We start from the raw sequence: 18,358 nt of genomic DNA on the forward strand, positions 1-18,358 counted from the left end.
AACTGGTTTACCCATTCTTGTTACTGTACTTCACCAGACTAAGAAACGCTATATAACTCAACTCCACGAATTTCTACCCCCTTCAGGGCGCTTGCTTTTGGGACAATATGAGGAAGAAATAGCTGGCTGCGCTTGCTTGCGAAAGATTGGTGAAGATATTGGTGAAATTAAAAGAATGTATGTAAGAGCACAATTTCGCAGAAAAGGAATCGGTCGGTCTTTATTAGAAGCTATCATCAATGAAGCTGCCTACATTGGTTACTCCATGATACGTTTAGACAGCGCCCCTTTTGCAAAGGAAGCACAGACACTTTATCATATATTTGGCTTTCAGAATATCGAGCCGTATTTGGAAAAAACAGAGATTCCTCTAGAACATCAAGCCAACTGGGTTTTTATGGAATTAGTTTTAAAATCATGAATATCCGTTGTGAAACTCTGTCAGACTACACAGCAATAGCTGAGGTGAATACATTAGCCTTTGGGCAAGAAAACGAGGCTAAACTTGTGGAGAAAATTCGCTATTCTGATCGTTATATTTCCGAACTTTCTCTAATTGCAGAGGTTGAAAATGTTGTAGTCGGTCATATTTTATTCAGCTATCTTAATCTAGTAGGTGAAGAAACACTTCAGGTACTTGGTTTAGCACCTTTGGCAGTTTATCCACAGTTTCAAACACAAGGAATTGGCAGTGCACTAATAAAAGCAGGGTTAGAAATAGCAGAGGTAAAGAAAGAAGCCATAGTAATTGTATTAGGTCATCCTCAATTCTATACTCGCTTTGGTTTTCAGCTTTCTGTAGTTTATGAAATCGAGTCTCCTTTTCCAGTACCAGAGGAATTCTTCATGGTGAAAGCACTGCAAAACTATCAAAAGCAGTATAAAGGGAAGGTTGTTTATCCAGATGCTTTTAATGAAGTATAGTACAATACAGTTTAGTTAAGTATTTATTCATTCTCTTCTCTACGAGACGCTGCGCGTAGCTTGCTTCTCCGTAGGAGTATGCAATTCGTTATTACTCCTGACTTTTCACAGGATGTAGAGAAGCGGGAATAGTTCGCGGGCACATTATTCGCGAACCCACTACTAATCTTTGTTGTATTTAGAAGTTTCTTCGATTAAATCTTTCAAACCCTGGTTTAAAATTTTAATTGAACGATCTAATGCTTCGATTTTGGCTTTTAGAAAAATTTGTTCTACAGCATCTAGGTATGCTTTACTACCAGCTTTACCTAAATGCTTGTAACGAGAACTCTTACCATCAGTCTTTGTGGGAAATATTGCCACACCAGCCTGTAGTTTATAATACCAATACGCTGAATTCCTGCCTTTAGCGAGATAGCGAACAATCGAACAGGAAGATGCAGCTACTTTTCCCGAAGCACTTGCACTTATTGCTTGGATTTCTTTCTCAAGATGCTCTTTAGCTTGAACTACGCAATTTATGCGTGCATATAAATCTTCTTGGGGTGACGGTTTTGAGTTATTGGGCATAAAACAAAAAATATACGGTTCGCGAATAACTTATACGAACCATTCTTGGCTCTACAAAGCTTTTAAACAATTAAAATTAAACCATTAATTTCAAAATGTAATAAGCAGTACAACAAAATGTAATAAAAAATACAACAAAATGTAATAAAGAATACAACAAGCAAGTTTAGCACAAGGTTTCCAACTCTAACTAACCTCTTCACCAAACTTGTATCCCAATTACACTATTTTTTATATATTCTAAGTATCCTCCTAACCACACTATTGCGCGTATTGTCCAATCAATAGTTAATTCCACATTATTTTTCGCTTTGGAGGTGTACTAGCAAGCAGCAGATACATCTGTAATTTAGTTAACATCTATGATGCAATAATTTGTAGTTTAGTTCAGTACAAATAAGTCATCTTTAATAGTTTTGTCGATACAAATAAGTCATTCTTAATAGTTGCGCGGCAAATAAGTCATTCTTAATAGTTTTGTCGATACAAATAAGTCATTCTTAATAGTTGCACGGCAATCAGAGTCAAAAAACCTATTATCAAAGACATCTCTCACCCACCAAGCGATCGCTTTCTGCTTTGCAGCCCATTTCAGAATTTGATAATACTCTTCTATCTGCCAACAATATGTATACCAACAGAGAATAAAGGCAGTATTTTGGTGTGTGATATCAGACTCGCTTGTTAATACCTGAAATCGAAAGATCATTTTATCTATTTACGGTTCGCGAATATCATTCGCGAACCACTACTGTTCTTAAAATCGCCTGAAAAGCGAGTAAATATTTTCCGCATAAATGGTAATATTTCCATTGCAACTTCTCAGTTATTTCTCTATTATCATATTGATAAACTTCTTGCCACTGTAGGCTAAAACGGCTCTAGGACTAGGATTACAGAAGATTTAAAAATACCTAAAATCAGTTACAGCGAAATGCTTTTCAAACAACCTATAAATACAAAATGAGGTAAATAGCTTGACAGTGTGAGGTTTTCTATGATCGTAAGAAAAAAAAATATGTAAAATTACTATTTATTCATTTCTAATAGTGCTATTCTTTTTTGTGGCGGAAAAAACAATCAGTAGATTGTACTCAGACAATAATCCTAAACAGGAAGTTAATCAAAGGTAAACAGGAAGTTAACAAGGGAGAAGTATGCTTAAAATTCGTGATTTAGACTGCAAGCCAAGTTACTTAGAATCTCTAAATGATGTGAAAGCCGAAAACTTAGTTGGAGGCGGCAGTACAGTCATACTATTAACAACTGGAACGTTACTTATTTCCGACGACACAGGAGCTAAAGTAGAGGCTAGTAATGTTAGTTTTGGTTCAATATCTGTAGACGCTGCGGGGAATAAAACAGTAAAGGGTGGAACTTTACTTCAAGGAAAAGTAACACGACCCAACCCAAGATAATACGAACATAAAGTTAGTCTCAAATACCTTTTTTCAGTCTTGCAATAGAATTTAACGGAAGTACTCTGACCGTTAGAGTATGTTTGAATTTGCAAACATACTCTAAACTCGACTTTCTCCAAAATTAAAAACTCGGTTTTCTTTATCCAGTAAAAACCCTGGCTTTTTGGCAAATACTTTTTCAACTTCACAGATTACCGATGAAGTTAAAAAAGTAAAACTAATGTTGCACAAAGGTTTCAGGGGTAGTATTCACTTTGCTAAAAAAATGGATAAAGTCGAGCTAACTCTATAGTCAAATAAAATCACAATTCGCTTGCTTACCACTTTGGTTTCAAGTGCTTTTGCTTTAAGCACTTTTAGATAAAGAATGGTGTGAAAAGTGCTGGTGTTCCAGATAATTACTCTCAAAGTGAATTATCAACCCAGTTCTAATTTGCATATTAATTATTCTGAAAATTAACAACTAAGGCAACAATTTAGGTGGAGTATAACGCCACCTAAATTGTTGTTTTTTAGCAAATATATCAAAAATAAATTTACAAAAGTTAAGGAAAAAAGTATTGCAAAATTTTCTTAATTGTTTAATAGTTATTGTGTTGAACTAAAGCAGTTCAAATTTCAATTAATCTCTTTTGAATAGATAAAATCTATGGCTACGATAAAACGAAGATGACGTTAGTCTCAAATAGCTTTTTTCAATTTCCGCAATAGAATTTAACGGAAGTACTCTGACCGTTAGAGTATGTTTAAATTTGCAAACATACTCTAAACTCGACTTTATCTAAAATTAAGAACTCGGTTTGCTTTATCTAGCAAAAACCCTGGCTTTTTGGCAAATACTTTTTTAACTTCACAGATTATTGATGAAGTTAAAAAAGTAAAACTAATGTTGCACAAAGCTTTCAGGGGTAGTGTTCACTTTGCTAAAAAATTGGATAAGGTCGAGCTAACTTTATAGTTGAATAAAACAACAATTCGCTTGTCTACCACTTTGGCTTCAAGTGCTTTTGATTTCAGCACTTTTAGATAAAGAATGGTGCGAAAAGTGCTGGTGTTCCAGATAATTACTCTAAAAGTTAATTATCAACCCAGTTCTAATTTGCATATTAATTATTCTGATAATTAACAACTAAAGCAACAAGTTAGGTGGCGTTATCCTCCACCTAAATTGTTGTTTTTTAGCAAATATATCAAAAATAAATTTACAAAAGTTAAGGGAAAAAAGTGTTGCAAAATTCTCTGAATTGTTTATAGTTATTTTGTTGAACAAACGCAGTTCAAATTTCAATTAATCTCTTTTGGATAGATAGAATCTATGGCTACGATAAAAATATCTGAATTGCACCCAACAAGCCAATTCGAGAAACTTTCTGATGCCGATTTACAGGCAGTTAATGGAGGTCAATCCGCCGCCCAAATTACTACAGGTGCTACTGCTCTTGTCACAGGTGTAAATGTTGGGGGGGGAAGGATTCAAAACGGTACTCAATCATTTAATACCTTTCAAGGAAGCATTGAATCGCCTAATTTCTCTGCTAGTGCTTTTGCTGGTGGTTTCTCACAGTCTTTCCCTTCTTAAAATCATCAGGGAAAATTTTAGAAGCATAGTAAATAAGATACGTCAACGTACTACCAAGAAAACTCAAAGAGGAGATTATGGCTAATATCAAAATCGCTGAATTACAATCTAGCTTGTTTGAAGAAGTATCAGCTACAGATTTGGACGCTGTTCATGGGGGTCAGATACCTGGTACTGGTACTCAAATTGTTGGAGCAACTTCAGGAGTTGGCGTAACTTTTGCTAATGGTGGATCAGCCGCTTTCTCCACAGAAAGTAGAAGTTTCCTTACAGGTAGACCAGAGAATTTCTTCTTAAGCTTTGGAACAGTCAGTGGGGGTGGAACTTCACCCCGTTAGACAACTTACAGCTTTAGGCATTACCTAAAGCTGCATATTTAGGGCTGGAGTTAAAGTTTGACTCTAGCCTCTATCACGGTCTTTCGCTTCTTAAAAATCATCAGTGATAATTTTAGAAGCATAGTAAATAAGATACGTCAACGTACTACCAAGAAAACTCAAAGAGGAGATTATGGCTAATATCAAAATCGCTGAATTACAATCTAGCTTGTTTGAAGAAGTATCAGCTACAGATTTGGACGCTGTTCATGGGGGTCAGATACCTGGTGTTCAAGCTGTTGGAAATAGCACAGGAACCGTCTTAGGTATTTCTCAGGGTGGAGGATCAACGTTTGTTTCTTCAGAGAGTTTCAGTAGTGTTAGCGGTAGAGTAGGAGCTGCCGACGTAACGTTTGGAACATTAGTCAGGGGTATTTCTTTTCCCAATTAGACAAATTAATGCTTTAGATATTACCTAAAGCTGCATATTTAGGGCTGGAGTCAAACTTTAACTCTAGCCCTTCATTTTTTAACGTCGTACTTGTAATGTTCCTAATGGCACGATGCAAGCGTAGGTTCATTTTAGTCAAAGCTTTTAAATTTGGTTTAGATGTGTTTACCTTAGCCTGACTCATTTTTTGTACAATTTTCACCCTGAAATAAAAAAGTAAGTTTTTAAACGAAAAGCTCAGGATTTGAGGTTAAATCAATAGTATTTAATCTATTTTTGGATGATAATTCAACATTTGAATAAATTTTTTACAGAGATATTTAAAAATAATTAAATACTTATTTCTTTACAATATTTCAAATAGAGTGATGATAAAGTATAAAACATTGCTTTTTCAAGAAGGCACTCATTAGCTCATATCTGATTTCTTATGTGCTTCAGTTATTTTGCTGAACCTAATTAAGAATATATAGAAGTTAACTTTGTAATCCAAACTTTCGTTCTGTAAAAATACTAGGAATTAAATTATGGGGGCTATCTTATATCCACTCTATACGGTAGCTAATTTGGTCTTAGCTACATGGAGCATAAGTTTATGGCAACACTCACACCATGCCAATATATTGTTGCTGCTGTTAGTGATAGCTGGAATGACCTATGACAATCTGATTATTTCGCTGGGTCGTTTGATTAATGAAGGTAGTTTCTTAAAGTTACTTAATCGTCTGCGCTTCTTATTACATGATCTATTGATTCCATTGTTAGTGGTAGTGGCTGTTCAACTAGCTAGCGCTGCTGGTGTGTTGTGGGCAAGTAAACCGATGTTGTTTTCTGGTTGCTGGACGATTACATTTGGTTTGATTGGATTGGGAATAATGACTAATCTTAAGCACTTGGAACTAGCACCAATAACTTTTGCTGGCAGTTTGCGATATAAACCGAAAAAAAGTCAAGCGCCAATTTTGACAATTTTAATCGCTTTGCTAGTTGGTGTGGCAGGATTCTACATTTGGTGTGAAATCCAATGGCCTTGGATGTTTGTGGGAACAGTGGTAATGTTGTTTGGCAATGCTTTACCTACAAAGATTTTTGGCTCTTTAATTGGTTCGGCAGTTGATTTTGCATTTATCTTAGCTCTGTTGGCAACACAGATTGTATTGTCTTAGTTAGAGCTAATTTCGCGCCTCTATAGAGTACAAACTTTCGTTTAAGGCTTGCTGCAAGATGGGAATCCAATCCATAAATTAGTAATCAAGGGTAATAGCATGGCTCAGACTGTCTCTAAATACACAGAAAGTCTTCCTGCTCCAGTAGAACCAACAAAGCAGCGTCGCACCAAAGCGGTTCCTTTGATGTTGGCAGCCGTGACGATCGCAGGTATTGGTTATTTATTTTGGAGCTTGCAGCCGCAACCGAAAGCAAATATACTCAAGTTAAGTGGACGCATTGAAGGTTATGAGACTAAAATTGGCGTCAAGCATTCGGGACGAATTGAGTCGATTGCAGTACGCGAAGGAACTGCGGTTAAAAAAGGTCAGAAGTTAATTGGGTTAGATAACAGCAACGACCAACTCCTACAAGGACAACTGCAATCTGCAAACGCACAGGTTGCGTCTGCTCAATCTGACGAACAACAGGCTCGTTCAGATGTAGAGCGGGTACAGGGTGAGATAGAAGAAGTCAACAGCCAAATCCTTGAAGCCCAACTTAACTTACAGCAGTCGCGAGGTGATACGGTAGGTCAAGTTAATCAAGCACGAGCTAACACCGCAGCAGCTAAAGCGCAAGTGGTACAAGCACAGGCAGTACTCAAACAGGCAGCAGCAGAAGTTAAGCTAGCTAAGATAAATCGCGATCGCTATATAAAATTGCTCAATGATGGAGCAGTTACCCAACAGCAATTTGACCAAACACAAACTACCTTCGACACTGCGATCGCAACTTTACAGGCACGACAGGCAGCAGTAAATGCGGCTTCTGAGCAGTTAAGTGCTACCCAAGCGGCGCTCACCCAAGCTCAATCAACTGGTTTCAACCCCGGTATTAGGAACGCTCAGTTAGAAGCCTTAAGGAGAAAGCGCGCTCAAACATCTGCTCAAATGAAATCTGCTTGGGCGCAAGTGAAATCTGCTCAGGCAAAGGTGAAAGTTGCGTTGGCATCAAAACAACAACTCATTACCCAAATTCAAGATTCCAATAAAGACCTAAATGTTCTCAGTCCTCTAAACGGTGTTGTAACTGCCCGCAGTGTCGAACCAGGTGCAGTGGTGGATAGTCAAACGAACATTCTGACAGTGATTGATCCCTATACGATTTATTTGAGGGGTTTTATCCCTGAAGGAGATATTGGCAAAGTGCGCCAAGGACAGGTAGCGAAAATCTTATTAGATTCTGCGCCTAATAAACCCCTTAAAGGTAAAGTAATTGCCATCGATGCCCAAGCCTCGTTTACACCTGAGAATATCTATTTTCAGAAGGATCGGGTCAGGCAAGTTGTCGGTATTCGCATAAGTGTTGAAAACCCTGCGAGCTGCTTTAACCCCAAACAACCCTACACTGGTGCAGATTTACCCTGTGCCAAGATTGGGATGCCAGCTGATGCAGAGATTCTATTGAAGGGTAAATAATGGATCGCAAAGTCACAAGTGGCGCTCAAATTTTACCCCAAACCCCAAGTCTTGCAACCCAAAGTATTTACATTCGAGGCTTGCACAAGCACTATGGTCGTTTAGCCGCAGTGCGGGGGATTGATTTGACAGTGCAGCAGGGTGAAATGTTTGGGCTGATTGGCCCTGATGGTGCAGGGAAAACCACAACCTTTCATATTCTCGGTGGCGTGATGGAACCCACCGCCGGAGAAGTGCAGATATTTGGTCAGCTTGCACGGGATGCTCGCTCAATAACGGGGTATTTGACGCAGCAGTTTTCTCTGTATTTGGATCTTAATATTAATGAAAATTTACGTTATGCAGCTGGTTTGCGACAAGTGCCAGATGATTTATTTTGGACACGTCGCGATCGCTTGCTACGCTTGATGAACTTGGAGCAGTTTGCCAAGAGGCAGGCTGGACAACTCTCAGGCGGTATGAAACAAAAACTAGCACTTTGCTGTGTTTTAATTTCACAGCCCCAAGTCTTGTTACTGGATGAACCTACCACAGGTGTTGACCCGGTTTCACGGCGAGAGTTCTGGGATGTGCTAGCGCAACTATCAGCAGGAGGTATGACCATTGTCGTTGCTACACCTTACTTAGATGAAGCAGAACGCTGCGATCGCGTAGCTTTGATGTATGAAGGTCAAATTCAAAAAATTGGTACTCCTGCTGCTTTACGCTCCAGTTTAGCCTTACATCGCCTAGAAGTTCATACCTCAAATCTGCAATTAAGCGAGCAAGTATTATTAGATACAGCACAAGCAAACATTGTAGATGTGCAAACATTTGGCGATCGCCTTGATGTTCTTGTCAAAGATATAACTTTAGGTCGTAGACAGGTGCAGGAGTTGCTGCAACAGCAACAATTATCATTTAGTATTGAGTCTAATAGCCCCACATTAGAAAATGTCTTCGTTACGCATTTACGGCAACAGGGGTTAGCAGCGCAATTTTTTCCATTTCCGAGAGCTAAAGCAACCAACCAGCAATGGAAAGTGGAGAACTACAAGTTAACTGTAGCAGGCGATAGAGAAATTAATCCTAGTTCCTCATCGATTGCCATATATGCTCATAACCTCAACCGCTTTTTTGGCAATTTTCAAGCAGTCAAAAGCGTCAATCTTGAAGTACGCTACGGTGAAATCTTCGGACTCTTAGGTGCGAATGGATCTGGGAAAACCACCACAATTAAAATGTTGTGTGGATTGCTTAAAGCCAGTGGTGGTGTCATTTCCCTTGGGGGCGAAACAAGTAACCTCCGTAGTACTGAATTGCGGCGGCGTATTGGCTACATGAGCCAGAAATTCACTCTTTACGATGACCTAACAATTTTAGAAAATCTGGAATTTTATTGCGGTGTTTATGGTGTACCCCGCAAGCTACGCCAAGAGAAAATTGATTGGGTGATTGCCATCTGTGGGTTAGAAGGACAGGAAAAGATGCTTACCGGACAGCTACCGGGTGGTTGGAAGCAGCGAGTTGCTTTTGGTGCTTCGGTAATGCACGAACCAGATATTCTATTCCTTGATGAGCCAACATCAGGGGTAGATCCGCTTGCACGCCGTCAGTTCTGGAAGTTAATTAATGACTTTGCCCGCAACGGGACAGCTATTTTAGTAACCACGCACTACCTTGAAGAAGCTGAACAGTGTAATCGCATGAGTTTTATGGTTGCAGGAGAAACCGTCATCTCTGGTTCATCCAGCTCGATTAAAGCCAGTCAACCAGGACAACTTATGGAAGTTATCGTCAACCAAAACCAAGCTGCTGCCGATCTACTCAAACAACACCTCGATCCTTGGCGTGTCTCCATCTTTGCCGATAGTTTACACATTGTTCTTGACGACCCCGATCGAGAACTTCCTCAATTACTAAAACTTATAGAATCTGCTAAAATCACCATTTCCCGTGTCCGCCCCATTTCTTTTTCCCTAGAAGACGCTTTCATCGGTATAGTACAACGATCGCAAAACTAGTATTTTTTTATCTTTATGAAACGGATTTTTGCTCAGTTTACCAAAGAACTAGTACAGTTTCAGCGCGATCGCCTGACATTAGGGTTAGCATTTATACTCCCATTTATGACGTTACTCATTTTTGGGTTTGCAATCCGGTTAGAAAGTAAAAATATTCCCTTAATCGTGCAAGATTTTAACCGCACAAACATTAGCAATAGCTATATTGAGCGACTATACGCCACCAATCAGTTTATGCCCACCCAATGGTTGGGAAACGACCCGGTGCGGGATGCCATCGACCGTGGCATTGCTAAGGCAGCAGTCATTATCCCTCCTCAATTCAGCCGAGATGTGCAAGCTGGTAGAAGTGCTACGGTGCAAGTGCTGATTGATGGTACGGATGTGAATAATGCTCGTGTGATCAAAAACAGCATTCAAAGAGTGACGAATTTTTTTATGCAAGAGCAAGGATTAATAACATTTAATAACAGCGTCACACCTCAAATTCGTTTATGGTTTAACCCCGGTCGATTAGAGTCCCTGTATATCGTACCGGGAGTCTATGCCGTGGTTTTGTGGATTTTTCCGTCTTTACTGACAGCGATCTCAATGGTGAGAGAAAAGGAGAAAGGTACCATTTTACAACTTTACGCTTCTAGTATCAGTGCAACTGAACTGTTACTTGGTAAAGGACTGGCTTACCTACTGATAGCTATCCTTCAAGCATTCGTAGTTATGGGTCTAGGTTCGCTAATTTTCCAGGTTAGCTTAGTAGGCAATTCTATCACCTTGTTAATCGGAACCCTGCTTTTTCTTACAGACAGTGTTTTGTTTGGTTTGCTATTTGGGGTACGAAGCAGTAACCAAAATGCTGCTGTACAAAGTGTCTCTGTGATTGGTTTTGTTACCTCTCTATTACTGTCTGGTTTTATTTATCCTATTAGCAACATTCCCTTTCCCCTATCACTTATGCCTAACATAGTTCCCGCCCGCTATTTTATAGATATCACTCGTGATGCATTTGTCAGGGGTACCGGATGGACAGGAGTTTGGTTTGATCTAATCGTATTGATTGTTTTTGGATTGGTGTTTTTTAATATAACGCGTCGTGCTTTGGGTAAGATGCAATTGCCTTATTAAACTATATTATTCTCAGGTGTCGCAGCGACTAACCAATATGTTTTTTTCACGACTATTTAATAGCTCATTTTGGGCATTACTTCGCAAAGAAATCAATCAAATCTTGCGAGATAAGCAGTTAATTATTCTGATGATTATACCACCAACGATGCAATTATTACTTTATGGATTTGCACTTAATCCTGATGTACATAATTTGAAATTGGGTGTTATTGATTATGCCAATGTAGGTGCTAGTCGGGAACTGGTTCAGGCAATGACCTCTAATAGCATTTTTAGTATAGAATCTGCACCAAAAACTGAGAAAGATTTGAGCCGTCAAGTAGAAGAAGGCAAACTCAATCTAGGGGTGATTATTCCATCAGAATTCCCTAGAAAGCTGGCAACAAAAGAAGCTGAGATTCAAGTATTCATTGATGGAGTGGATGCAAACGCAGCAGGTATTGCTAGTGGCTACATGACTCAGATTATTCAAAATTATAATCGTAACTTTGGGCAAACCCAGCTGAATTTTCCGATATCACTCCAAGTCGTGTTTTTATATAATCCCGGACTAATAAGTAGCTGGTATTTTGTGCCGGGAGTCATGGGTTTAGTATTAACGCTTGTTGGAACACTAGTTTCATCAATCGCTGTTGTCCGAGAGAAAGATAGCGGAACTTTGGAGCAATTACTTATGACACCAGCTGCAAACTGGGAAATTTTGCTTTCCAAAATTTTGCCTTTAGCGTTTTTGCTCATGGGAGATATTCTGCTAGCTTTGACTTTAGGACAACTGGTCTTTGGTTTACCGTTGCGTGGAAATTTTCTACTATTTTTTGGGCTGTCAATTATCTATCTGCTGGTTGGGATAAGTATAGGTATTATGTTGGCGATGTTTTCCAGCTCGCAACAACAGGTAGTATTGATGTCATTTTTCGTCAATATGCCGATATTGCAGACTTCTGGGGTGCTTGCCCCTATCGAAGCCATGCCCCCCTTTTTTCAAGTCCTATCTCTACTGAATCCTTTACGTCATTACATTGCCATTGTTCGAGGAATTTTACTTAAAGGGGTTGGTTTAGATGTGTTATGGATGCATATTCTGGCATTGCTTAGTATTGCTATTGTGTTATTAACTATTAGTCTTAGCAAGTTTCGCAATCAATTAAGTTAGAGGATGTCTGATACTAAGTTTTTATGGAGTCTAAGCATAAATTAGATTTTTCAAACAACCTCTTAGTTAAGGGCGGTGAAAATTACTGGTGCTGAAACTATACCTTTTGCTTCTAACGCAGCTGCAACCCGTAAAATTAAGGCTTCATTATATGGTGCGGCGATTAATTGCACACCTAAAGGTAATGCATTTTGGTGCTGAATTGGTACTGATAAAACGGGTAAACCAATAAAAGATAATGGTTGAGTAAACAACCCTAAATGAGGACGGACAAGAATTTCTTCGCCATCTAAAATCATGGTTTGTTGACCAATTAATGGTGCAGAAATTGGTGTAGTTGGGGCAATAATTACATCGACATTTTGAAACACTTCCCGAACGCGATCGCGATACCATCTTCTAAACCGTTGTGCTTGGAGATACCAACTACTAGGAATTAACGCCCCAGCCAAAAAGCGATCGCGTGTTGCTGGATCAAAATCTTCAGGACGCGATCGCAATTTATCCAAATGCAGATTTGCGCCCTCGCTAGCTGTAATTACAAAGGCTGCTGCACGGGCGCGATGTGTTTCTGGTATGATTACGTATTTAGTAACTTCTATTGCATCAGCTACCTTTTGGACTGCTGCTAAAGCTTCTAGTTCTGCTCCTTTTGTGAAATAATCAGCAGCAATGGCAATTCTGATATCAGAAATATCTTGTTTGAGTTGTGGTAAACATAATTCAGGCGGACGCTTTGTACAAATGGGATCGCGATCGTCTTCTCCTTGCAGTACATCAAACACCGTAGCAATATCCTGCACCGAACGCGCAAAAGGGCCAATGTGGTCAAAACTGCTAGAAAATAAAGCTACTCCAGCACGAGATAATTTTCCATAAGTTGGCTTGAAACCAAAAACGCCACACAACGCCGCCGGAACGCGAATTGAACCATTAGTATCAGAACCCAACGTCAGCGGTACTAACCCAGCCGCAACCGCCGCCGCCGAACCACCCGATGAACCACCAGCAACTCGCTGTAAATCATGGGGGTTGTGAGTAGCACCGTAATGGAAGTTTTCTGTTACAAACCCATAAGCGTACTCATCCATATTCAAAGCACCAACTAGCACAGCACCTGCTTGCTTCAGCTTTGCTACTGCGGTTGCATCTTGGGTAGCTGGTGGGTTTTCTGCATTGATTTTCGACCCCGCCAAAGTTGTTAAACCAGCGATATTGAAGAGATTTTTCACGGCAAAAGGCACACCAGCAAGTGTTCCAGGATTATTACCTTGGGCAATTTCTCTGTCAATGCGTGCTGCATCACTTAAAGCTATCTTGGCAGTCACAGCCGTAAAACAGTTAAGTTGATTATCCCGCGCTGCTATTTGTGCTAACGCAGCCTTGGTAACTTCCACTGCGCTAACTTTAGCTTCACGCACAGCAGCAGCTATTGATACAGCATCATTCATGGTTCAAAAACTGGTGCAACTTCAATTTCCTCTGGTAAAGGAAAAGAATTTACAAGATTAGCGATCGCCTTAATTCTCTCAAAATTTGCCAGCACATCATCCCGATACTCATCTTTTAACTGCAAATCCAACAAAAACCCCATTTGATCGACATATTCACTTACATCAAACCCTTCTCTTCTCATCTCTCTCCTTTGCACCCTTTGCAGTAGCCTGGGACAAGCCAAAGCGTCTACGTTATCTTAAACTTATAACTTCTTGCAACAACTGAAATGCAATTCATTTTATACAGTAAACCCGGCTGTTATTTATGTAAAGGCTTGCAATCAAAGCTAAGTACAGTTTTGCGTAAAAGCGTAGCGTTTTTAATGCAGGGGGATGCATTAACGTTGTATCGGGATGCAATGGCATTGCAAGGGCACGCATTGGCATTGTATCGAGATGCAATGGCATTGCAGGGGAATGCATTAACATTGTATCGAGATGCAATGGCATTGCAGAGGGACGCATTGGCATTGTATCGAGATGCAATGGCATTGCAGAGGGACGCATTAACATTGTATTGGGATGCAATGGCATTGCAAGGTATTGCCTTTCATTAATTCGCTACGAATTAATAAAATGCTGTACTAAGAAGAAATCCAAAATCTCTGTTTCGAGTTGAAAGTTAGGGATATTACGACTCGTGAAGATTGGTTGAGTGCGTATGAGTATGAGGTGGCAGTAATTTATTTATCTAACCACAGAGGCGCAAAAAATGCAAAAGGAAGTGAGAAATTATATTAATTTGGTTTTCCATAGTAGATTCCTTTGCCGTCGGTACCAATGAAGACTAGCCCGAATTGCTGTCTGCTAGCTTCCATCACGTTCGGGACATTGCCGATGGGATGTTGAGGATTAGAGATGTTTGTCCATGTTTGCCCTCTATCCAAAGAACGGAAAACTCCTTTTCCCATACCAATAATTTTGCCATATAAATATAGTGCTGGAATTTTACTTCCTGTTTGTGGCTTGCCAAAAGCAAATAAATTAGCTTTCTCCACACTAGCTATTTTGGCAAACGTCGCACCACCGTTTGTTGAACGATAAAGCCCATTAGAATCGAGACTTATCCAAACTTCGTTACTCACCCCCGGAACTGTTTTGAGCATAGACCAATCTTCCTTGGGAAGTGATGAGTTGACAATACTGAAGTATGCAGCTCCATCCTTACTGCGGTAGACTTTGCCATCGCTATAGTAGTAAAAAATATTGCCATCTACTTTGTCTGATGCCAATGGTTGACCCCAGTACCACGGCCCCTTAGAACCGTTGGGTAAACCTAATACTCCACTCCAAGTAGCTCCACCGTTAGTTGTACGTATAGGTTGTTTCTCGCTGGCGATCGCTACAAATAAATTTGGATTAGTTGCAGACATAGCTACCCGTAGTGGCATAGTATTCTGCGGAAAGGAGGAAAAGTTTTTCCAGGTATGTCCGCCATCTGTGGAAGTTGCTCCTGTAAAGGTATTGAACCCTCGATGTCCGCCAACACGTACCATGCGTAAAGGATCTTTTTCACTGTAAGCAATGCTGTATGTTTCTTGAAACCAAGGGCCGTTAATACCACCCAATTGAGTAGATGGGTAAGTATCTAATTTCTGACCATGGTTAAAGCCTTCTACATCAGCCACACCGCTTAACAATAGTGAGCCTTTTGGAGGTGAGATGAGGTCAAAAGTAACTGTTTGCTCATGTCCTTTTTCATAGTTAGACCAGATAGGCTTGTTAGCATTGATATTGTCTGTCTGCCAAGTTCCGAACCAGTCTGTTAACCAAACTTTGCCAGCAATATTTGGGTCAAATTCAATCGCTGAGGCCGAAGAAGCAAAATACCAGTTTGACCACCAAGGGACTTGAGAATTCAATGAATGGCTTTTCTGTTGCCATGTAGTTCCACCATCGGTAGATTGAAAGACTCTAGAGTAATTAGTACTTTCATGGTATTGGTCATAAGTAACTAAAACGTGATTAGAGTTTTTGGGATCTACAGAAAGGCCATTAAATGAAATAGTTTTGATATTAGTTGGCGTAATATTGCTCCAAGTCCCATTTGCATATTTGCTAACTCCTGATGTGTGCGTTACATACAGGACTCCATTGCTATTAAGCGCCATTCGATTTACTTTTGATGGGCTTTTGGCTATTCTGCTCCAGGTAACACCTGTATCGGTAGACTTATATATCCCGTCTCCATAGGCATTTGCATAAACCAAGCCAGCATTCTTTTTGCTAAACAAAATTCCTGTAATACCAATGTATGCATTGGGTTTTCCAGAGAAAGAGCTTACTTTCTTCCATGTTTGACCAGCATTCACCGACTTCCATAGTCCATCCAAACGCGAACCAAAGAAGATGATATTAGAATCAAATGGATTAACTCCGAGCCTTTCCCCTGCCCATCGCTTAGTTTCGTTCCCACCCATTCGCAAATCTATATTCAGTTTGCTCCAGGTTTGACCTTTATTGGTCGATTTGAAGATGGTTCCTAAGCCAGCCCCAGTATATTTGCCTGTTGCAATATAGATAACATTTGGATTGTTAGGGTCAAGCGCTAATCCTTCTCCGCCGTAGTAGTTACTTTTATCAGACCCAAAGGAATCTGTTAATGGAATCCATCTCTTCTCTGCCGAATTCCAACGATAGAAGCCACCTATATCGGTTCTAATGTAGGCTAAATTCCGCTCTAAAGGATGCAGATAAATATTGGTAACATAGCCTCCTCCCCCTATAGAGACTTGATTCCATTGATACTCAGATGCTGTTGCGCTACGACTAGGTTCAACGGTTGTAAGTGCTACGGTTGTAGCTAGAGTGAGCATAGAAAAGCGGATTATTTTCCTTAAAGGAATATGGAACAAGCGAATGCTCATATAGTCTCATTGGTAAAGGAATGAACCCAGCGATAATACTTAGCAAACAAAACTAAGCAGTATAAAGTTAAGCAAAAATGCGTATGCATTATCCTTTGAGTTGGAAAATGACGTAATGCCTTTCAATAGGTAATAGTTGATATAAATGTTTTGGCAAAATAAAAATGCTTTGTCAATATTTTTACAAGTTTTGTGTATAATTTGTTATAATTACTTAAATAACCACACAAGTAGACACAAGTAGTTCTTTGGGTACTTATTAACAGAAATTGTTACCATAAAGTCTAATATTGCACGGGCATTGATTTGGGATGACAATGAAGTTGAACCACTTATATAAAAATATTTAGAAGTTCGCATAAAGAAGGCGCAAAAAAGACCTAAAAGATGGCTCTTGCCAGTTATCTGTTCAGAAATATTCAATATTCGTGCAAGAGATGTATTGAATACCCGTAAGTTGCTGAATATAAAGATGAAAATTCAATCTCTCGATCTCTGATTCTTTGCGTTATCCTACAGAAACGCCTAACAGCAAACTGCATCTCTGCGTGAGGACAAAAATCATCTCACTTACCGCGCAAAATCAACCACTCCCACCAGTATTTTAAATTAGCGATGTATTACTCAATACCTTTGCCAAAAAAAAAGAGTATGAAGAGATAGGGCTGGCGATACTTACAGAAATTCCTGAGTCTACTTTATTAACCCAGTTTTTTGCCAAGCTGACTTCTTTAGGACGTATTCATTCCGTTTCTACAGGCATTGAACCTTCGTAATTTGGCAACGGTATCGATCCAGGCTCGTCAATATTTAGATATGTTTGCCCTATGGGAAACCTGCCTTCTGCTGACAAAGACGCTACGCGAACAGTACCGAACTTACAATCAGTGCTGCTGTAACCGGATTTAGCTGCGTTAGAAAATATCACATTCCTCCAACAATTTAATCAAGTTTTTTTTGAAAGATGAAAAATCCCTCTAAAGTCACAGATATATTCTGTGCTGTGGTAGAGGACTTTTTTATTGTGCTTCAGTATGTTATCTTATTAGATGAACTTAGATGAATAAATTTTCATGCTATTTACCCAAACTTAGTCTCTTTGACTGAGAGATCAACAATTCTTAAAATGATATTGGCAACAGATCAATAGTCTATAAGAATAATAAGAAATATGGATAACAAAAACAAAGTCGATAGTAGTAAAAAAAATTAAATCGAGAGGCAAAAATGGCTGAAGCTAACGACAATTCATTATCTAACGAACCTAAACAGTCAAATAAAACAATTAATATAGATGGTCAGCGCCCAGTCGATCCAAGTAACTTTGAGATTAAGGAAACAATTAATATAGATGGTGAGCGACCAATTGCAAAAAATGAAAATTATAGCGATCAAACAATTGATATAGATGGTCAACGCCCAATCGGCAAGAGTAATTTTCAAGAACAAGAGATCCTAGCTGTAGACGGCGAGCGTCCAATTGACCCTAGTGATTTTGAGGTTGAGGAAATTCTTGATATAGATGGTCAACGTCCGATCGCCAAGAGTAAACTCCAAATTAAAGATACTCTAGAGATAGATGGTAGCCGCCCAATAGCTTAAAATAACACTGTTGATTTGCAAATACCAACAGATTATGTAGACTAAAATCACAACCTTTCTTGACACTATAAAGTGGTGAAGATAAAACAAGGGGACTCACTAATCTATGTTGTTATTTACCCCACCCTAACCCTCCCCTTAGAAAGGGGAGGGAACAAGATTTCTTATTTCCCCCCAATATATCGGGGGGATTAAGGGGGGTAATTTGACTTGTGTGTACACC

Annotated in this window: 19 protein-coding genes; 13 read left to right on the top strand and 6 right to left on the bottom strand. The window is 39.4% G+C overall.

Annotation, left to right across the window (positions count from 1 at the left end; translation table 11 throughout):
• Together ACFE93_RS29505 and ACFE93_RS29510 are read left to right on the top strand one after the other, a co-directional pair.
• A partial coding sequence (locus tag ACFE93_RS29505; RefSeq protein WP_375478840.1) for a GNAT family N-acetyltransferase occupies window positions 1–421 on the top strand: 421 nt, incomplete at its 5' end.
• A complete protein-coding gene (locus ACFE93_RS29510; protein ID WP_375478842.1) occupies window positions 418–924 on the top strand; it encodes a GNAT family N-acetyltransferase in 507 nt (168 codons plus the stop codon). The genes ACFE93_RS29505 and ACFE93_RS29510, both read left to right, overlap by 4 nt.
• A gap of 162 nt (window positions 925–1,086) precedes the next feature.
• Here the strand turns inward: ACFE93_RS29510 and ACFE93_RS29515 are convergent, their stop codons facing one another.
• Entirely contained in the window at window positions 1,087–1,494 is a 408-nt protein-coding gene (locus ACFE93_RS29515; RefSeq protein WP_375478844.1) for a hypothetical protein, read from the bottom strand.
• A gap of 439 nt (window positions 1,495–1,933) precedes the next feature.
• The gene (locus ACFE93_RS29520; protein WP_375478846.1) at window positions 1,934–2,203 is read right to left on the bottom strand and encodes a hypothetical protein; all 270 of its coding nucleotides are present in this window, start codon (window positions 2,201–2,203) and stop codon (window positions 1,934–1,936) included.
• A gap of 448 nt (window positions 2,204–2,651) precedes the next feature.
• On the opposite strand from ACFE93_RS29520, the gene ACFE93_RS29525 reads away from it, so the two are divergent.
• The 9 genes from ACFE93_RS29525 to ACFE93_RS29565 all read left to right on the top strand — a co-directional run bounded on the left by ACFE93_RS29525 (window position 2,652) and on the right by ACFE93_RS29565 (window position 12,170).
• Window positions 2,652–2,912 (top strand): hypothetical protein, encoded by a 261-nt coding sequence (locus tag ACFE93_RS29525; protein WP_375478848.1) that lies wholly within the window; start codon window positions 2,652–2,654, stop codon window positions 2,910–2,912.
• A 1,318-nt stretch (window positions 2,913–4,230) separates the two neighbouring features.
• Entirely contained in the window at window positions 4,231–4,494 is a 264-nt protein-coding gene (locus ACFE93_RS29530) for a hypothetical protein (protein ID WP_375478850.1), read from the top strand.
• A gap of 77 nt (window positions 4,495–4,571) precedes the next feature.
• Entirely contained in the window at window positions 4,572–4,832 is a 261-nt protein-coding gene (locus ACFE93_RS29535) for a hypothetical protein (protein ID WP_375478852.1), read from the top strand.
• Between the two features lie 172 nt (window positions 4,833–5,004).
• Window positions 5,005–5,262, top strand: coding sequence for a hypothetical protein (locus tag ACFE93_RS29540; protein ID WP_375478854.1), 258 nt, complete (start codon window positions 5,005–5,007; stop codon window positions 5,260–5,262).
• A gap of 527 nt (window positions 5,263–5,789) precedes the next feature.
• Window positions 5,790–6,428 (top strand): hypothetical protein, encoded by a 639-nt coding sequence (locus ACFE93_RS29545; protein ID WP_375478856.1) that lies wholly within the window; start codon window positions 5,790–5,792, stop codon window positions 6,426–6,428.
• Between the two features lie 99 nt (window positions 6,429–6,527).
• A complete protein-coding gene (locus tag ACFE93_RS29550) occupies window positions 6,528–7,889 on the top strand; it encodes an HlyD family secretion protein (RefSeq protein ID WP_375478858.1) in 1,362 nt (453 codons plus the stop codon).
• The gene (locus tag ACFE93_RS29555) at window positions 7,889–9,892 is read left to right on the top strand and encodes an ATP-binding cassette domain-containing protein (protein ID WP_375478860.1); all 2,004 of its coding nucleotides are present in this window, start codon (window positions 7,889–7,891) and stop codon (window positions 9,890–9,892) included. The genes ACFE93_RS29550 and ACFE93_RS29555 overlap by 1 nt, the downstream gene beginning before the upstream one ends.
• Window positions 9,893–9,907: 15 nt before the next feature.
• On the top strand, window positions 9,908–11,014 hold the full coding sequence (locus ACFE93_RS29560) for an ABC transporter permease (RefSeq protein WP_375478862.1): 1,107 nt from the start codon (window positions 9,908–9,910) through the stop codon (window positions 11,012–11,014).
• 37 nt (window positions 11,015–11,051) lie between these two features.
• On the top strand, window positions 11,052–12,170 hold the full coding sequence (locus tag ACFE93_RS29565; protein WP_375478864.1) for an ABC transporter permease: 1,119 nt from the start codon (window positions 11,052–11,054) through the stop codon (window positions 12,168–12,170).
• A 62-nt stretch (window positions 12,171–12,232) separates the two neighbouring features.
• Here the strand turns inward: ACFE93_RS29565 and ACFE93_RS29570 are convergent, their stop codons facing one another.
• Window positions 12,233–13,621, bottom strand: coding sequence for an AtzE family amidohydrolase (locus ACFE93_RS29570; protein WP_375478866.1), 1,389 nt, complete (start codon window positions 13,619–13,621; stop codon window positions 12,233–12,235).
• On the bottom strand, window positions 13,618–13,806 hold the full coding sequence (locus tag ACFE93_RS29575; RefSeq protein ID WP_375478868.1) for a DUF4089 domain-containing protein: 189 nt from the start codon (window positions 13,804–13,806) through the stop codon (window positions 13,618–13,620). The genes ACFE93_RS29570 and ACFE93_RS29575 overlap by 4 nt, the downstream gene beginning before the upstream one ends.
• An 87-nt stretch (window positions 13,807–13,893) precedes the next feature.
• Between ACFE93_RS29575 and ACFE93_RS29580 the strand changes: the two genes are divergently transcribed.
• Window positions 13,894–14,223: a hypothetical protein gene (locus ACFE93_RS29580; RefSeq protein ID WP_375478870.1), complete on the top strand. Its 330-nt coding sequence runs from the start codon at window positions 13,894–13,896 to the stop codon at window positions 14,221–14,223.
• Between the two features lie 180 nt (window positions 14,224–14,403).
• Here ACFE93_RS29580 and ACFE93_RS29585 read toward each other — a convergent pair whose 3' ends face one another.
• Both ACFE93_RS29585 and ACFE93_RS29590 read right to left on the bottom strand, forming a co-directional pair.
• The gene (locus ACFE93_RS29585; RefSeq protein WP_375478872.1) at window positions 14,404–16,482 is read right to left on the bottom strand and encodes a hypothetical protein; all 2,079 of its coding nucleotides are present in this window, start codon (window positions 16,480–16,482) and stop codon (window positions 14,404–14,406) included.
• Window positions 16,483–17,275: 793 nt separating this feature from the next.
• Window positions 17,276–17,461 carry a hypothetical protein gene (locus tag ACFE93_RS29590; protein ID WP_375478874.1) on the bottom strand — a complete coding sequence of 62 codons (186 nt, stop codon included), beginning with the start codon at window positions 17,459–17,461 and terminating at the stop codon, window positions 17,276–17,278.
• Window positions 17,462–17,760: 299 nt separating this feature from the next.
• Here ACFE93_RS29590 and ACFE93_RS29595 point away from each other — a divergent pair, with 299 nt between their 5' ends.
• The gene (locus tag ACFE93_RS29595) at window positions 17,761–18,135 is read left to right on the top strand and encodes a hypothetical protein (protein ID WP_375478876.1); all 375 of its coding nucleotides are present in this window, start codon (window positions 17,761–17,763) and stop codon (window positions 18,133–18,135) included.
• Window positions 18,136–18,358: the final 223 nt, after the last annotated feature.

Source organism: uncultured Nostoc sp., from assembly GCF_964247315.1.
Classification (GTDB): domain Bacteria; phylum Cyanobacteriota; class Cyanobacteriia; order Cyanobacteriales; family Nostocaceae; genus Nostoc.

Bases quoted from the DNA above. Each gene is read 5' to 3' on its own strand.
- ACFE93_RS29575 (WP_375478868.1), bottom strand. From the start codon at position 13,806: ATGAGAAGAGAAGGGTTTGATGTAAGTGAATATGTCGATCAAATGGGG.
- ACFE93_RS29585 (WP_375478872.1), bottom strand. From the start codon at position 16,482: ATGCTCACTCTAGCTACAACCGTAGCACTTACAACCGTTGAACCTAGT.
- ACFE93_RS29520 (WP_375478846.1), bottom strand. From the start codon at position 2,203: ATGATCTTTCGATTTCAGGTATTAACAAGCGAGTCTGATATCACACAC.
- ACFE93_RS29515 (WP_375478844.1), bottom strand. From the start codon at position 1,494: ATGCCCAATAACTCAAAACCGTCACCCCAAGAAGATTTATATGCACGC.
- ACFE93_RS29545 (WP_375478856.1), top strand. From the start codon at position 5,790: ATGGGGGCTATCTTATATCCACTCTATACGGTAGCTAATTTGGTCTTA.
- ACFE93_RS29510 (WP_375478842.1), top strand. From the start codon at position 418: ATGAATATCCGTTGTGAAACTCTGTCAGACTACACAGCAATAGCTGAG.
- ACFE93_RS29555 (WP_375478860.1), top strand. From the start codon at position 7,889: ATGGATCGCAAAGTCACAAGTGGCGCTCAAATTTTACCCCAAACCCCA.
- ACFE93_RS29560 (WP_375478862.1), top strand. From the start codon at position 9,908: ATGAAACGGATTTTTGCTCAGTTTACCAAAGAACTAGTACAGTTTCAG.
- ACFE93_RS29565 (WP_375478864.1), top strand. From the start codon at position 11,052: ATGTTTTTTTCACGACTATTTAATAGCTCATTTTGGGCATTACTTCGC.
- ACFE93_RS29535 (WP_375478852.1), top strand. From the start codon at position 4,572: ATGGCTAATATCAAAATCGCTGAATTACAATCTAGCTTGTTTGAAGAA.
- ACFE93_RS29525 (WP_375478848.1), top strand. From the start codon at position 2,652: ATGCTTAAAATTCGTGATTTAGACTGCAAGCCAAGTTACTTAGAATCT.
- ACFE93_RS29550 (WP_375478858.1), top strand. From the start codon at position 6,528: ATGGCTCAGACTGTCTCTAAATACACAGAAAGTCTTCCTGCTCCAGTA.
- ACFE93_RS29580 (WP_375478870.1), top strand. From the start codon at position 13,894: ATGCAATTCATTTTATACAGTAAACCCGGCTGTTATTTATGTAAAGGC.
- ACFE93_RS29595 (WP_375478876.1), top strand. From the start codon at position 17,761: ATGGCTGAAGCTAACGACAATTCATTATCTAACGAACCTAAACAGTCA.
- ACFE93_RS29570 (WP_375478866.1), bottom strand. From the start codon at position 13,621: ATGAATGATGCTGTATCAATAGCTGCTGCTGTGCGTGAAGCTAAAGTT.
- ACFE93_RS29540 (WP_375478854.1), top strand. From the start codon at position 5,005: ATGGCTAATATCAAAATCGCTGAATTACAATCTAGCTTGTTTGAAGAA.
- ACFE93_RS29530 (WP_375478850.1), top strand. From the start codon at position 4,231: ATGGCTACGATAAAAATATCTGAATTGCACCCAACAAGCCAATTCGAG.